This is a genomic window from Streptomyces sp. NPDC028331, assembly GCF_055565775.1.
The window spans coordinates 190,886-204,255 of sequence record NZ_JBVHTR010000011.1 but is presented as its reverse complement, the minus strand read 5'-3'; the positions used below and the strand labels follow the sequence as shown (position 1 = coordinate 204,255).

General features: G+C 71.4%; 17 protein-coding genes. 8 read left to right on the top strand and 9 right to left on the bottom strand.

Annotation, left to right across the window (positions count from 1 at the left end; all coding sequences use genetic code 11):
• The first annotated feature begins 379 nt into the window (after positions 1–379).
• Positions 380–649 (top strand): hypothetical protein, encoded by a 270-nt coding sequence (locus ACZ4SW_RS18700; RefSeq protein ID WP_468244264.1) that lies wholly within the window; start codon positions 380–382, stop codon positions 647–649.
• Positions 646–1,185, top strand: a complete 540-nt coding sequence (locus ACZ4SW_RS18695) for a hypothetical protein (protein WP_468244262.1) — start codon at positions 646–648, stop codon at positions 1,183–1,185. Before ACZ4SW_RS18700 ends, ACZ4SW_RS18695 begins: the two co-directional genes overlap by 4 nt.
• Before the next feature lie 400 nt (positions 1,186–1,585).
• Here ACZ4SW_RS18695 and ACZ4SW_RS18690 read toward each other — a convergent pair whose 3' ends face one another.
• Together ACZ4SW_RS18690 and ACZ4SW_RS18685 are read right to left on the bottom strand one after the other, a co-directional pair.
• Complete coding sequence (locus ACZ4SW_RS18690) at positions 1,586–2,353, bottom strand: CAP domain-containing protein (protein ID WP_468244259.1); 768 nt, start codon at positions 2,351–2,353, stop codon at positions 1,586–1,588.
• Between the two features lie 818 nt (positions 2,354–3,171).
• Positions 3,172–3,666 carry a PaaI family thioesterase gene (locus tag ACZ4SW_RS18685; protein ID WP_468244256.1) on the bottom strand — a complete coding sequence of 165 codons (495 nt, stop codon included), beginning with the start codon at positions 3,664–3,666 and terminating at the stop codon, positions 3,172–3,174.
• 88 nt (positions 3,667–3,754) lie between these two features.
• Between ACZ4SW_RS18685 and ACZ4SW_RS18680 the strand changes: the two genes are divergently transcribed.
• Positions 3,755–4,267, top strand: a complete 513-nt coding sequence (locus ACZ4SW_RS18680) for a winged helix-turn-helix transcriptional regulator (RefSeq protein ID WP_468244253.1) — start codon at positions 3,755–3,757, stop codon at positions 4,265–4,267.
• 74 nt (positions 4,268–4,341) lie between these two features.
• Here the strand turns inward: ACZ4SW_RS18680 and ACZ4SW_RS18675 are convergent, their stop codons facing one another.
• The 5 genes from ACZ4SW_RS18675 to rpmG form a co-directional block, all read right to left on the bottom strand.
• A complete protein-coding gene (locus tag ACZ4SW_RS18675; RefSeq protein WP_468244250.1) occupies positions 4,342–4,824 on the bottom strand; it encodes a flavin reductase family protein in 483 nt (160 codons plus the stop codon).
• A gap of 165 nt (positions 4,825–4,989) precedes the next feature.
• Complete coding sequence (locus ACZ4SW_RS18670; RefSeq protein WP_468244247.1) at positions 4,990–5,370, bottom strand: hypothetical protein; 381 nt, start codon at positions 5,368–5,370, stop codon at positions 4,990–4,992.
• Between the two features lie 460 nt (positions 5,371–5,830).
• Complete coding sequence (ykgO, locus tag ACZ4SW_RS18665; RefSeq protein WP_006130958.1) at positions 5,831–5,953, bottom strand: type B 50S ribosomal protein L36; 123 nt, start codon at positions 5,951–5,953, stop codon at positions 5,831–5,833.
• 52 nt (positions 5,954–6,005) lie between these two features.
• Positions 6,006–6,266, bottom strand: coding sequence for a type B 50S ribosomal protein L31 (locus ACZ4SW_RS18660; protein ID WP_468244245.1), 261 nt, complete (start codon positions 6,264–6,266; stop codon positions 6,006–6,008).
• A gap of 52 nt (positions 6,267–6,318) precedes the next feature.
• Positions 6,319–6,483 carry a 50S ribosomal protein L33 gene (gene rpmG, locus ACZ4SW_RS18655; RefSeq protein ID WP_103844141.1) on the bottom strand — a complete coding sequence of 55 codons (165 nt, stop codon included), beginning with the start codon at positions 6,481–6,483 and terminating at the stop codon, positions 6,319–6,321.
• Between the two features lie 371 nt (positions 6,484–6,854).
• Here rpmG and ACZ4SW_RS18650 point away from each other — a divergent pair, with 371 nt between their 5' ends.
• Positions 6,855–7,859, top strand: a complete 1,005-nt coding sequence (locus tag ACZ4SW_RS18650) for a trypsin-like serine peptidase (RefSeq protein ID WP_468244241.1) — start codon at positions 6,855–6,857, stop codon at positions 7,857–7,859.
• 96 nt (positions 7,860–7,955) lie between these two features.
• Positions 7,956–8,837: a polysaccharide deacetylase family protein gene (locus ACZ4SW_RS18645; protein WP_468244236.1), complete on the top strand. Its 882-nt coding sequence runs from the start codon at positions 7,956–7,958 to the stop codon at positions 8,835–8,837.
• Positions 8,838–8,952: 115 nt separating this feature from the next.
• Here the strand turns inward: ACZ4SW_RS18645 and ACZ4SW_RS18640 are convergent, their stop codons facing one another.
• Both ACZ4SW_RS18640 and ACZ4SW_RS18635 read right to left on the bottom strand, forming a co-directional pair.
• A complete protein-coding gene (locus ACZ4SW_RS18640) occupies positions 8,953–9,798 on the bottom strand; it encodes an MBL fold metallo-hydrolase (protein ID WP_468244234.1) in 846 nt (281 codons plus the stop codon).
• A 250-nt stretch (positions 9,799–10,048) separates the two neighbouring features.
• Positions 10,049–10,474 carry an ATP-binding protein gene (locus ACZ4SW_RS18635; protein WP_468244230.1) on the bottom strand — a complete coding sequence of 142 codons (426 nt, stop codon included), beginning with the start codon at positions 10,472–10,474 and terminating at the stop codon, positions 10,049–10,051.
• A gap of 219 nt (positions 10,475–10,693) precedes the next feature.
• Here ACZ4SW_RS18635 and ACZ4SW_RS18630 point away from each other — a divergent pair, with 219 nt between their 5' ends.
• From ACZ4SW_RS18630 to ACZ4SW_RS18620, 3 genes are all read left to right on the top strand, one after another.
• Positions 10,694–11,056, top strand: coding sequence for an STAS domain-containing protein (locus ACZ4SW_RS18630; RefSeq protein ID WP_468244228.1), 363 nt, complete (start codon positions 10,694–10,696; stop codon positions 11,054–11,056).
• A gap of 294 nt (positions 11,057–11,350) precedes the next feature.
• On the top strand, positions 11,351–12,040 hold the full coding sequence (locus tag ACZ4SW_RS18625; RefSeq protein ID WP_468244225.1) for a GAF and ANTAR domain-containing protein: 690 nt from the start codon (positions 11,351–11,353) through the stop codon (positions 12,038–12,040).
• Between the two features lie 230 nt (positions 12,041–12,270).
• Entirely contained in the window at positions 12,271–13,182 is a 912-nt protein-coding gene (locus ACZ4SW_RS18620; protein ID WP_468244222.1) for a trypsin-like serine peptidase, read from the top strand.
• Positions 13,183–13,370 lie beyond the last annotated feature (188 nt).

The following is a 13,370-nucleotide window of genomic DNA, read 5'->3' as shown; positions in this document are numbered from 1 at the left end:
CAAAAAAAAACAGCCCGTACGAGGTGAGGGGAGGGGGGATTGGGTTTCAGCTGTCTCCTCTTCCGCCCCCCCCCCCCCCCCCCCCCCCCGCCTCCCCGCCCGGCCGCCGCTTGCGTCTGCCGGGCAGTGTCCCTCTCGTCACCGGTTGTGCCACCGAAGAGCGCGCGCACGACCGTGAACTCGCCATGTGGCGGCTCTGCCGACGGTGAGTCCCGGGCTCGCCGCGTTCTCCTTGTGCCGCACATCACGCCATGAAGCGCGCTTCTGACGGCACTCGGCAGGAATAACAGGAGACCTTTCTCCGGTTGTCGTTGGCGACTTTCGGCTCTCCGGAGGCTGAGATGGGCAATGATCAAAAAGGGCAGGAGAGGCGGCCGCGATGAGCCACATCCCTTCGGCCGTCTTCCGCGGTCGGCCCCACCGACCGGTGGCGGCCGGCGCACCGCGTCAAGCCTGGCAGCGCGCCGCGATCATCGTCCTCGCCATGGGTCTGGACACCGCTGCGGCGGTGATGCTGCTGAGCCGGCACCTTCCCGACGCCCTGTTCGGCGTGTTCCTGGCCGGCCTCGGCTGGCTCACCACGCGTCGCCTCACTATCTGGTACCCCGCGTCCGTGCCCCTGGCCCGCGAGGAAACCACACGCCGATGAGCCAGGCGACCGAGAACCCGGTGTCCGCCCTCTCCCGCGAGGGCGCCTCGAGACCGGCGGGCTCGGCCCGCACGGGCCGGGGCGGCCGGAATCCCCTGCTCGAGCGGCGCCGACGGCATACGCTCGAGTTGCTCATCGTCTCCGCAGTGGGCCTGATCCCCTGGACGGTGATTCTGGGAGTGACGCTGCCGTCCGACTACCGGGTCCACGCGTGGCGCACCACCTGGGTCGGCTTCGACATACTCCTCCTGGCGGCGCTGGGGGCGACAGCGGTCCTCGGCATACGCCGCCACCGGGCCGTGGTGCTGCCGGCCCTGGCGACCGCCGTCCTCCTGGTGTGCGACGCGTGGTTCGACGTCTCGCTCGCCCTGGGCACGTCCGCCGTCTGGACGTCCGCCGCACTCGCCGTCTTCGTGGAACTCCCCATGGCGGCCTTCCTCTTCCACCGCGTACGGCTGCTGCTGCGGTTGCACTGGACGTTGCAGCCGTCGCCGGACAGCGCCCCGCACACGGAGGAGACGGGCCGCCGGTCCTGATCACGGGACCGCTTCACCGGGCCGCTTGCACCCGCGGTGCCTTGTCACATGCGGACGAACCACCAGCCCCGAAGACTCATCTTCCGCAAACCGAGCACCGATCCGCCCAGTCCTCCGCCCCGCCGCTGCCCTATTCGAAAGCCACATCGCGGGGCCGGGAGGTGGCTGTGACGACAGAGGCGACCACATCCGAGGCGGGGCAGACGGTGAGGCCCGCGCCCGACCGCACCGCCGACCGCATTGCCGACCGGAGCGCCGCCGGTTACAGGCCGCGGCCCCGGTCAGGAACGCAGCGTGCCGGCCGCCCTTTTGTCACCGGCCCACAGGGCGGCCGAGCATGCGCGGCGGTACGGGCCACCGCCCCCGCCGAACCGGGTGGGTCGTCGGCGGGGCGACCTGGTCAGCGGGCGGTGCCGAAGTCCTGCGTCCAGTAGGAGCCGGGCTGCGCGAGGCCCACGCCGATCTCCTTGAATCCGCAGTCGAGGATGTTCCGCTTGTGCCCCGGGCTGGCCATCCAGCCCGCCATCACGCTTTCCGGGGTGTTGTAGCCGTACGCGATGTTCTCGCCGTACGCGCTCCAGGAGTACCCGGCGGCGGTGATGCGGTCGCCCGGGGACGAACCGTCGGAGCCGGTGTGGGACATGTTCTGGTGGGCGGCCATGTCCGCGCTGTGTGCCTGAGCGGCCTTCGTCAGCTTCGCGTTGACGGAGAGCGGTGCGCAGCCCACCTTGGCGCGCTCGCTGTTGACGAGTGCCACGACCCGTGCCGTGGCGGAGGCGGGTGCACTGGACGTCGGGGTACTCGAAGCCGCGGGCCGGGTGGCGGGGGCGGTGGTCGCCGAAGGGGTCGGCTTGGCGGGGGCGGTGGTCGCCGAGGGGGTCGGCTTGGCAGGGGCGGTGGTCGCCGGAGGACTCGGCTTGGCAGGGGCGGTGGTCGCCGAAGGGGTCGGCTTGGCCGAGGTGGTGGGGCTCGGTGTCGCCTTCGCCCACCACCACTTGGCGGCCGCATGGGCGTTCTTCCCCCGGTGATGGTGGGAACGGTGCGTCGCCGGCCGTCCGTCGTGCGAATTCACGCAGGCCACGGCGACGGACGGGACGCCCACGGCGGCTATGGTCACGGCGGCTATGAGTGCCTTCCGGTGGTGCATTCTTCTGCGGTGCTTGCTCACGCGACCGTCCTCACTGGGTATTGGCATCGCTTCTTACGGCACCCAGGCATTTGCTGCACATGACAATTCCACGCACGGAAGCCACGCGGTACACGCTGCACGCAACGCCAACCCCGGCCACCAGCACGGGATCCAGTGCAGAAGATGCCGGGACGCCCTGCGGCCCGGTCATTCTCGGAAGGCACGGAAACAAGGGCAATGGGCGCCGGGTACTACGCGCTTTCGTAGGAAAACGCGACCCTTGCCAGACACCGGTGGGCACGCTAAATGCGGCTCCACGCATTCCCGGCTCCCCGTAACCCCGTCAGAAAAGCGGGGAATTGCAGAGAAGCATCGGTGGACGAATGATCGACAAACCGGCGTACCTGCGGCGAAGAATGTCCATTTGGCGACACCTGGACACCAAATGGGAAGGAGGCGGCGCGCTACTAAGCATCGCCGTACGGAAGAGGCCGCCCATGACAAGAGTCACATCGGCGGCCTCGGGGCGACCGGTGGGACCGGTGGGGCGCGGGCTGCCGGGTGAACCGGACGGACAGGCGGCGCGGACCTCGGCTCATCACGGCCGCTGCCGCTTGCCCTCGGGAGAGCGGGCCGTCGGCCTCCGCCGGGGGGTCGGCCGGCAGGCAGAGGCGGATCGCGGGCCGAGTCGTTCCGGCCGGGGGCGGCGGCCAGGTCCCGGTACCGGGCGGAGACCTGTCCGGCGATGCCCGGGCTCTGCCCGGGGCGAATGGGCGAAGCCGGACCAACACGTCCTGGTATGTGATCGGCTCCGCGGTTTCCCGGGCGTCGTTCCCGCGATCGCGAGGCCCGCCGGGCTACTGCGGGGCGACCGGAAAGAGCATGCAGCTGCTGGTCGCGTGGGCGAGCAGGCGGTCCTCGGAGTCGAACAGCTCGGCCTGCGCGAGCGCCGTACGGCGGCCGTGGTTGAGGACACTGCCGACAGCGCGGACCTTGCCGGTGTCCACGGTCATCGGGCGGAGGAATTTCAGACTCAGGTCGAGCGACGTGTATCCCATGCCCGCCGGCAGGACGGACTGGACGGCACAGCCGGCGGCCGAGTCGAGCAGGGTGGCGTAGACACCGCCGTGGACGCTGCCGATGGGGTTGTAGTGCTCCTCCCCCGGTTCCAGGGTGAAGACGGCACGGCCGAACTCGACCTCCTCCAGGGTGAAGCCGAGGGTCGCGGCGATGGGCGCGGCGGGCAGACGTCCGCTGAGCACGCTGCGCAGGAAGTCCAGACCGCTCTGCTGCCCGACGGCGGCCGCGGAGACGCTCGGGTCTTCCCACTCGAACGTGCGTGACCTGGTCATGGCATCCCCTCCCGCGCTGGCTTCTGAAAGGGAAGCTAGCCATCGCGGGCTCTGGCTGTCAATATCAAAGCCAGCCTACGATGGTGGCATGACCTGGCTGGAGACCAGCACCGAGAACTGCACGGTGCAGCGCACCCTCGACCTGATCGGCGAGAAGTGGTCGCTGCTGGTGTTGCGCGACGCCATGAACGGCGTGCGCCGCTTCGACGACTTCCGTCGGCACGTAGGACTGTCCGATGCGGTGCTGTCGGACCGGCTGCGCAAACTGGTCGCGGCCGGGGTTCTGCACACCGTCCCGTACCGCGAGCCGGGCCGGCGCACCCGCCACGAGTACCGGCTGACCCGCAAGGGCTGGGATCTGTGGCCCGTGATGATCGCGCTCAAGCAGTGGGGCGACCGCTACACCGCGGACCCCGAGGGACCGCCTCTGGAGGTCCACCACCGCGACTGCGGCGAATCCTTGGAAGCCGTCGTCGTGTGCACGGGTGACCACGGGCCTCTCAGTCCCCGACAGGCGTACACGCGGCCCGGCGCCTCGGCACGCGCCGTGGGCGACGGGCATGGAAGCGGCCCGCACACGGCGTCCGGGCCCGGGGCCTGATCAAGAGGCCCGGGCCCGGACGGGACGGTGGTGCGAGCCGCATGGTGCCCGGCCTTCGACGGCGCCGGCGCGGGTCAGTCCACCGGATGGCCGGGGCTGATGTCGAGGGCGTCACCGAGCCGCAGCAAGGGGCCGTCGGCCCGCCGGCCGCACTGCACGGGTTCGAGGACGAAGCCGACGTGATCGCCCCCGTCGACGCGTCGCTCGACGGTGCCGACGAACCAGGCCGCCGCGTCCTCCAGGACGACCGCCCCGCCGTGTCCCCGCGTCCACCGCACCTGCGAGAACTTGTCGACCTGGTCGCCCGTCTCCCCGCCGAAGAGGGTCGCCAGCCGGTGCTGGTCGCCGGTCAGCAGATGGACGGCGAGGCACTCCGCGGAGCAGGCCACCCCGAAGGTGTGGTTGACCTTGGACAGCCACACCACGAACCGCACCGGCCGGATGGAGCACTGCGAGGAGAATCCGACCAGGCATCCCGACCGCTCGTCGCCCGCCGCGGCCGTGACGACGCACATCTCCGGGTTGAGCCGGTCCATGAACGCGTCGGCGTCCGCCATGTCTCATCACTCCCGTCCACTGCGCCCGCCGCCCCGGTCGGCACCGGGTCACCGCACGGGTGCCCCTCTTCCCGCGCGGCTCACCGGCTGTGCGCCGCCCGGGCCCGCCTCCCCCGCTCGTCGGTGAGCGGGGCGTCCACCACGCGGGCCCGGGCGCGTCACGTCCTAGCCGTGGTGGTGGCCGTGGTGGTGGCCGTGGTGCCGCTCGCCGTACCAGCCGTGGTGCCGGCCCCGGTCGCGCAGCCAGTCACCCAGGCGGCCATGGCCGTGGTGACGGTCGCCGTACCAGCCGTGGTGACGGTCGCCGTACCAGCCGTGGTGGTGGCCCCGGTCGCGGTACCAGCCGCCGTTCCGATCCCGGTTCCGGTCACCGCCGTGGTCGTTGCCCTCCCCGACGGTGGCGGGGACGCTGCGGACATGGCTTCTCCCCTGCACGCCGACGTTGCTGCCCCCGTCGGCGAGGGCGGGCAGGGCGGCCGCCCCGATGAGGGCGCCCGATGCCACACACGCGGCGATCAGCCGAAGAGCGGTACGAGAAACAGACATGAAGCTGTCCCTTCTGGCGTTCGTGCACGCCCACCCCGTCGGGGCCGGTGTGCATCCGAATCCCGGCTCGGTGCCGAGGCCGCCACTGTGGCCGCCTTCACCGCCACCGGATCAAAGGCACCGTTCGCGTTACAAAACGCCGACATATCCGTAACGCTCCCTTGTAGAAGCCATCGACCAGCGGGGACAGGTGATCCCCCGGTACGCACCCCCTCCATCACGCCGCTGACCAGCGGAAAGCCGACCGATGACGCGGGATTCCACGGACCGGCTCACCGCCCGGAGTCACCCATACGGCGCATTCCCGTATGTAACGGACCTAGGTCCTGCGTTCAGGGGACCCACGGCGTCCCGTTCGCACGGGCGCTGCGCCGGTGTCCTGGGAGGCGGGAGCGAGACAGCAGTCGGCCCGGCCCGCGTGGTGCGGGCCGGGCCGATCCTGGTTCTGCGGGGCGGTTCGTCAGCCCTGGCGGGCCTTGAAGCGCGGGTCCTTCTTGTTGATGACGAACGTCACGCCGCGCCGGCGGACCACCTGTGCCCCCGGCTTGGCCTTCAGCGAGCGCAGGGACTTGCGCACCTTCATGGGTCTCTCCTTCTGCTCGGGCCTTGGACCGGGGCCCGGGCCGGGGCCGGGGTCAGCGGCGGGCCGCCGCCGCGCGGCCGTAGCGGCGCTCGAAACGCTCCACACGGCCCGCGGTGTCCACGACGCGGGAGGTGCCGGTGTAGAACGGGTGGCTGGCCGACGAGATCTCCACGTCGATCAGCGGGTAGGTGCGCCCGTCCACCCACTCGGCCGTCCTGGCCGAGCGCGCGGTCGAGCGGACGAGGAACGAGGCGTTCGCGGCGCGGTCGCGGAAGACGACCAGGCGCGAGTCGGGGTGAATGCCAGGCCTCATGGGGTGTACCTCCTCGTGGGGGTCCTCCGCCCCCTGGGGGCGGAGGAGTGGTTCAGCGTTCCTCGCGGAAGTCGACGTGCCGACCGACCACCGGGTCGTACTTGCGCAGGACGAGCCGGTCGGGGTCGTTGAGACGGTTCTTCCGCGTCACGTAGGTGACGCCGGTCCCGGCCGTCGACTTCAGCCTGACGACGGGACGCGCGCTGGTGCGTGCCATGAGGTCCTCCTTCCGCCGACACCTCCGGCGGTTGGCCCGAGCATGTCAGCTGCCTCCTGCAACAACGGCACCCGCGGACGCATTCCCGCTGCCCCCGGGCTCATTACGGTCTCGCCGAGCGGTTCGCCAGAGACCTGATCCGCGACGCAAGAGACCTCATCCGCGGATCGGACACTCGTTTCCGGACACCCGGCCGCGGCACCGTTCTGCACCGGCGCTCCGGGGCGCGCACCCCCCGGCAGGTCGGGGGCCGCTCCGCCCACCCCGGGCGCAGGCCGCCTCGCCAGGGGCGGCTGGCCGTATGCGCTCTGTGGCCACGGCGGCTCCGGGCCTATGGTGTACCGCCACTCGTCTCCGCCGGAAGGGAACTGATGGTGCGTCGGACACGGATCATCCGCTGCGCCACCGCGTGCGCGGCAGCCCTGCTGTTCGCCGCGGGGCTCGCCCCGGCCGCTGCCGCCGACGGCGTTCCGACGGGGCCGAACCCGGTCGCCGTCCGGCTCGACGCCTACTGGACTCCCGCCCGGATGGCGGCCGCCCTGCCCGGCGGCACCGGCAAGGGTGCCGAGGCCGGGCCGACGACCCCCGCCCCCTCCCCGGCGGTGGACGGGCCTCAACCGGGCGAGTACATCCCGCCCAGCCGGAGCTTCGACGGCATGCCCCAGGCCGGAACCTTCTTCTGGACCGACGCCACCGGCACCGGGCGCACCTGCAGCGGCTCCGTGGTGCGCAGCCCCGGACACACCCTGGTGCTCAGCGCCGGACACTGTCTGAAGGGCTACGCCGGCGCGTCCCCCGAACGCAATCTGGCCTTCGTGCCGCAGTACCACGACGGACTCAAGCCCTTCGGGATCTTCCCGGTCCGGAACGACGGCGTCTACGTCTCGCAGCGGTACTACGACCTGGGCGAACACGCGGGAGCCGAGTACGACTTCGCGTTCGCGGTCACCGAGCCCGACCAGGACGGGACGCTGGTCCAGGACGCGGTCGGCGGGGTGCGGTTGCTCACCGGGACGGGGTACCACCACGCCCCCGTGCGCATGATCGGGTACCCGGCGGGGGCGGAGAAGCCGCTCGAGTGCTGGAGCCGGACCACCGAGTGGACCGGCGATGATCCGGCCGACCCCGGCACGTTCCTGCGCATCGCCTGCGACGGCTTCGTGGACGGGACGAGCGGCGGCCCCCTGCTGGTGCCGTGGCCGGGCGGCTGGGCGGTGGTCGGAGTGATCGGCGGCTACCACACCGGCGGCAACACGCCACAGGTCTCCTACAGCGCCTACTTCGGCGACGCCACCGAGGCCCTCTACCGCGCCGCGATCACCGGTGCCCCGCCCGCACGCCCGGCCTCAACCGGCAGCGGAGATCGCGGAGTTTGAGCGTCGCGACACCCAACCTGGCGCCGCAGGAACACCCGTTCGGCCGGGTACCGTACCCGAGGCGGAGACGGCACGGCAGTTACGGAGACCGGCGCGGTGAAGCGGCGCAGCAGGTGGGGCAGGTTCCACGGGACACTGGCGGGGGCGGTCATGGCGGCCCTGACGGTCGGCGGCTGCGGCGCGGGCGGCGGAAGGGGCCCCGCAGCGCTCCCCGGTTCGTCGCAGCCCTCCCCCACCGGCGGCAGCGCAAGCGCCACGCCGCGCGTCGCCGCCGACGTCTGGCACAAGTGGGGCCTGACGCCGCTGCCCGCACCCCCCAAGCCTCCGGCCGACAAGCCCGTGAAGCTCTCGGCCACCGGCACGGTCCCGGTCCTCACGCACATACCGACCTCGCAGAAGGTCGTCTTCATCACCGTCGACGACGGGCAGGAGAAGGACCCCAGGTTCATACGGATGATGCGGGACCTGAAGGTCCCGATCACGATGTTCCTGATGAACGACGCCATAAAGTCGGACTACGCGTACTTCAGGCAACTGCAGGCGATGGGTGACCACATACAGAACCACACCCTGCACCACCCGGTGATGAGCGCGCTGCCGCCGGCCCGTCAGAAGGAGGAGGTGTGCGGCGACCAGCAGGTCCTCACCCGGCAGTACGGCACCGCCCCCCTGTTGTTCCGCCCGCCCTACGGCGCCTACAACCTCAACACCCGCATCGCGGTGGGTGAGTGCGGGCCCCGGGCGATCGTGTGGTGGCGGGAGTCCATGCAGATCAAGAACATGCAGTACCAGGAACCGGACAGGAAGCTGCGCCCGGGCGACATCATCGTCGCCCACTTCCGCGGTCCGAAGGAGCTCAAGGGTGTCGGCATGACGGAGATGTTCCGAAATCTCCTCAAGCGGATCCAGGAGCAGGGATTCGCCGTGGCGCGCCTGGAGGACTACATCCAGCCGCCGGCCGGTCGCCGAACTCGCTGAACGCGCTGACCCCTCTCGTCGAGACCGGCGACCGCGGCACCGGCGGGTCGCCGAAACCGGGGAAACCGCGGCACCGGCAGGTCGTCGAAACCGGCAGGTCGTCGAACCCGGCAGGTCAGAACACGGCGGGAGACTCGTCCCGGGCTGCACTCACCCGCGCTCGCTGCCCATGGCGGCAGCGGACGAGCCGGTCGGCCAGACCCGCCTGTGCGACGGCGGCGAGAAAGTCCGCGAGCGGCGAGCGCATCACCGTGTAGTCGCCGTAGTGGACGGGCAGCACCAGGCGGGGCTGGAGACGCCGGGCGAGCTCGGCTCCCTGTGCGCCGTCCATGGTCACCAGGAAGCCGCCCGGCAGGCGGGTGCCGCCCAGATGCAGCACGGCGAGATCGGCGGCCGGAAAGCGCTGGGCGATGGCGTCGAGCCCGTCGAACAGGAGCGTGTCGCCCGACAGGTACAGCCGCAGTCGGACAGCGCCGTCCGCGGGGCCGAACTCCAGCATGCTGCCCATCACGGGCGGCAGCAGGCCGCGCAGCACCGGGTGACCGGCGTGGCGTCCCGGCAAGGCGGTGATGCGCACCTGGTCGTCACCGTGCCGGAGCGTGCAGCCCTGCCAGGTCCGCAGTCCTCCCGCCCGGTGGAAACCGTGCACGGTCCTGAGCCGGCGCGCGGCGTGGGGGGTCGTGACGACGGGCAGGGAACGGTCCAGATGCCGTCGGGCCCGGCGATCCCAGTGGTCTCCGTGCAGGTGGGAGAGAACCACGGCGTCGAGGCGTGGCAGTGCGGCGACGTCGAGGGCCGGCTCGGTGAGGCGGCGGCTCACCAGCCCGTACCCGAGGTAGGAGTACTCACCGCGGTGCAGGAAGTTCGGGTCCGTCAGGAGGGTCAGCTCGCCGTAGCGGAGCAGGACCGTCGCGTTGCCGATGAAATGGATCTCGACCGCGTCTTCAGTGGCCTTGGTCATGACCGCCCCGTCCGACGGAATCGCGGAGCGGTTCCGTCTGTCGAATCGCTGCCTGGTGGGACTCCCCCTCTCCCGGTCGCGGGTCCGTTGCCGAGTACCCGTCCCCGGGCGTCCGGCAACGTGCGGTGTGCCGCGGGGCCGAGCGGGATGGAAGCCGCACCCCGGCCGGACGGCTCGACGTCCGGCCGGGCGCCATCGGCGGCGGACCCTGCCGGGGCGGGATTTCCTGGCAAAAGGCTGGAGCGGGTGATCAGGCCTGCCGGGGGCGGCGTCCGGTGAAGTCGACGACCGGCTCGGCCGGCAGGTCGATCCGGGCGGTGATGCGCTTGCCGACCGGCTCCCGTCGTACCTCGAACCCCTGCACGACGGCCATCACGATCTCCAGGCCGTGCTGCCCCACCCGGCCGGGGTCGGCCGCCCGCGCCACCGGCAGTACCGGATCGCTGTCCCAGACCTCCACCTCCACCGCCCCGTCCGCGATCCGCACCTCGAGCAGCACAGGGCCGGGCGCGTACTTGCGGGCATTGGTGACCAGCTCGCTGACCACCAACTGCGTCAGGTCGACCGTCCGGTCCGGCACGGGCACCCCGTGGACGGCCTCCGCCCGGGCGAGGAAGTCGGCCGCCAGATGACGGGCCTGAGCGATGCAGGCACCGTCGCCCTCCAACGCCGCCATGACATGCACAGGCTTACGTTCTGGTGCTATCCGGTCCTCCCCGAGGACATCTGGTTCCATCCGAATCACCTTCGCTACCCCGTTCACACGCCCGCGTATACCCACTCCCGCGCGGTACAGACCTGCCGCATGGCCTTCCGCGCATCCCCGTGGCATCTTGGGGCAGCATCCTCAGGGAGGCACCCGCTTGAAGATCACCGAACCGTTGTCGAGGGACGTGTGACAGACACCGACGAACTGGCAGAACCGAACCGCCTGTCGATCAACAGCACCCTCGTCGACGGGGTGACCGTGGTCACGGTGACGGGAGAGATCGACCACAACACCGTCGGCTCTCTCCGCAGGGCCCTGACGCCTCCCTCCGGTACCGCCGTCCCGCGGACCGTGGCGGACTTCGGCGGCGTGACATTCCTGGACTCCGGCGGCATCACCGTCCTCATCGCCGCCCACCAGGCTCACGGCGAGCAGGGCTGGCTGCGCCTGGCCGGCGTCCGGCAACCCGTCCTGCGGGTTCTGCAACTGGTCGGTCTCGACGCCCTCATCGACTGCCGCCCCACGGTCCGCGACGCCTTGGAGGCGTGACAGGCATCCGCTTGCCGGACGGTGCGGCGCTGCAGCCACCACCGGTTCGGGCCGACGAGCCGTTCCGGGACCGACAGCGCCCCGGCCGCACGGCGCGACGCGAACAGGGACCCGCCGAGGGGACGACGATCCCGCAGGCCGCCGGACCGGCGTTCTAAGGTGACGGGAGAACGGGTGGGAGGCTGGAGGCGTGGGGCTGGCACTGCCGGAGCCGACGCCCGCCGTGGCGGTGTCCGACCAGCACCGCGGCCCGGCCGGCGGGCGAGTGACGTCGTCGACGACACGGAGGTCGGTATGGACTGGCGTTTGTTCGCACAGCAGATGGCCTCCATGGCGCGGGACCTGCTCGCCCAGGACTCGGTCGACGCCACCCTGGAGCGGATCACCGCTTCGGCCCTCGACCTGGTGGCGGGGTGTGACGCGGCCGGCATCCTCCTTCTGCACGGCACACGGGTGCAGACGATGGCGCCCACCGACACTCTGGTCGTCCGAAGCGACCGGCTTCAGGAACACCTCGGGGAAGGCCCCTGCTTCGACGCCGCTCGCACCCGCGAAGGGGAGAGGGTGTTCCGCATCGCCGACCTCACCCAGGAGCACGGACGCTGGCCCGCCTACGCCCCGCAGGCCGCCGAGCTGGGTGTGGGCAGCATGATGGGCTTCCTGCTGTTCACCGAGGACGAGGATCTCGGCGCGCTGGACCTGTACTCCCGTCGGCCGGGCGCGTTCACCGAGGCCAGCGAGACCGCCGGCTGGCTACTGGCCTCGCACGCCGCGGTCGCCTTCTCCAGCGCCCGCACCACCGCGCAGATGGAGCAGGCCATCGCCACCCGCCATGTGATCGGCGAAGCCATGGGCATCCTCATGGGCAGCCATCACCTCACCGAGGACCAGGCGTTCGACGTGCTGCGCCGCTACTCGCAGAAGAAGAACATCAAAATCCGCGAGGTCGCCCGGCAGATCTGCGAGAAGGGCGCGCTCGCCTGACCCGGCCGGGAACACGGCCGACCCGCTCCCCGGGAGCAGCCCGGTCGCCTCGCGGCCGAGTTCATCCGATTCCCATCCGCCTCCCATCCGGGCATCACGGCGCGACGTGATCCTCAGGCACATGTGCGGCATGTGGGGGTACCAGGGGACAGACGGCTAGGGAAGCGAGACGAACCCATGACGATGCAGGGGGCGACGGACAGGGGCAGGCGGCACACCGGACGCGCCCGGTGTCGCAGACCGGCGCTGATCGCGGCGTGCGTTGCGGTGTGCCTCGTAGCGTGCACCGGCGGCGCAGCGGCCGCCGGCAAGATCTTCGGTCTGCGCGCCGTGAACGCCAAGCGGACGGTGAGTCCACCGCGGCACTCCAGCAGCGCGGGACACCGGCGACCGTCCCCCGCCCCTCCGAAGGCGACCGCCTCACCGTCCCCGTCCGCCGCCCCCGCTCGGCCTGCGCCGCACGCCACCGCGTCCCCTGCGCGGCAAACGTCTCCCCGGGCCGCTCACGGACGGTTCCGGCCTCCCAACTGCCCCCGCAGGTAGGGGCCTTGTTCGGCAGCGACGGTCTGAGCGGGTCGCACCACTGCACGGCGAGCGTGGTCGACAGCCCCGGCCGGAACCTCATCGTGACCGCCGCGCACTGCCTCGGCTCCACCTCCGACGTCTTCGTCCCCGCCTACCACGACGGCGTCGCCCCCTACGGCGTGTGGCACCTGCAACGCATCGTCGTCGACCCACAGTGGACGGCCGACTCCAACCCCGACGACGACGTCGCCTTCGCCGTCGTCGCACCCCTGCACGGCCACACCATCCAGTCCCAGGTCGGCGGCTACACCCTGGGCACCGACGAAGGCAGGCACGCACGCGTCACCCTCACCGCCTACCCGGCGACCTCGCAGACCCCGATCACCTGCACCAACGACATCTCCCCGGCCGGCAGCACCCAGAACGAGATCTACTGCACCGGCATGACCGGCGGCACCAGCGGAAGCCCCTGGGTCACCGGCGACGGCCCGGGCACGGTCATGGGAGTCATCGGCGGCTACGAACAGGGCGGCGACACCCCCGACGTCTCCTACAGCGTCGCCTTCGACCGGCAAGTCCAGAACCTCTACCGGGAAGCGACGTCCAGCGGGAACTGAACGCACCGGGGCCCGGCCGCAGCAGCCGTCCGCACGCCCCGCTCGTCGGGCATGAACCCGAAGAGTGTGGGTAGTCGCCCAGGCGCAGGGGGGGGGGGGGGGGGGGGGGGGGGGGGGGGGGGGGGGGGGGGGGGGAGGGGAGGGCGCGCCCTCCCCCCCCAGGGAAAACGGACAGGAGGAGGGCGGGG

What these genes read in the sequence shown, in the direction of transcription:
- ACZ4SW_RS18700 (WP_468244264.1), top strand. Translation starts at nt 380, where the DNA reads ATGAGCCACATCCCTTCGGCCGTCTTCCGCGGTCGGCCCCACCGACCG.
- ACZ4SW_RS18695 (WP_468244262.1), top strand. Translation starts at nt 646, where the DNA reads ATGAGCCAGGCGACCGAGAACCCGGTGTCCGCCCTCTCCCGCGAGGGC.
- ACZ4SW_RS18685 (WP_468244256.1), bottom strand. Translation starts at nt 3,666, where the DNA reads ATGACCAGGTCACGCACGTTCGAGTGGGAAGACCCGAGCGTCTCCGCG.
- ACZ4SW_RS18680 (WP_468244253.1), top strand. Translation starts at nt 3,755, where the DNA reads ATGACCTGGCTGGAGACCAGCACCGAGAACTGCACGGTGCAGCGCACC.
- ACZ4SW_RS18675 (WP_468244250.1), bottom strand. Translation starts at nt 4,824, where the DNA reads ATGGCGGACGCCGACGCGTTCATGGACCGGCTCAACCCGGAGATGTGC.
- ACZ4SW_RS18670 (WP_468244247.1), bottom strand. Translation starts at nt 5,370, where the DNA reads ATGTCTGTTTCTCGTACCGCTCTTCGGCTGATCGCCGCGTGTGTGGCA.
- ykgO (WP_006130958.1), bottom strand. Translation starts at nt 5,953, where the DNA reads ATGAAGGTGCGCAAGTCCCTGCGCTCGCTGAAGGCCAAGCCGGGGGCA.
- ACZ4SW_RS18660 (WP_468244245.1), bottom strand. Translation starts at nt 6,266, where the DNA reads ATGAGGCCTGGCATTCACCCCGACTCGCGCCTGGTCGTCTTCCGCGAC.
- rpmG (WP_103844141.1), bottom strand. Translation starts at nt 6,483, where the DNA reads ATGGCACGCACCAGCGCGCGTCCCGTCGTCAGGCTGAAGTCGACGGCC.
- ACZ4SW_RS18650 (WP_468244241.1), top strand. Translation starts at nt 6,855, where the DNA reads ATGGTGCGTCGGACACGGATCATCCGCTGCGCCACCGCGTGCGCGGCA.
- ACZ4SW_RS18640 (WP_468244234.1), bottom strand. Translation starts at nt 9,798, where the DNA reads ATGACCAAGGCCACTGAAGACGCGGTCGAGATCCATTTCATCGGCAAC.
- ACZ4SW_RS18635 (WP_468244230.1), bottom strand. Translation starts at nt 10,474, where the DNA reads ATGGCGGCGTTGGAGGGCGACGGTGCCTGCATCGCTCAGGCCCGTCAT.
- ACZ4SW_RS18625 (WP_468244225.1), top strand. Translation starts at nt 11,351, where the DNA reads ATGGACTGGCGTTTGTTCGCACAGCAGATGGCCTCCATGGCGCGGGAC.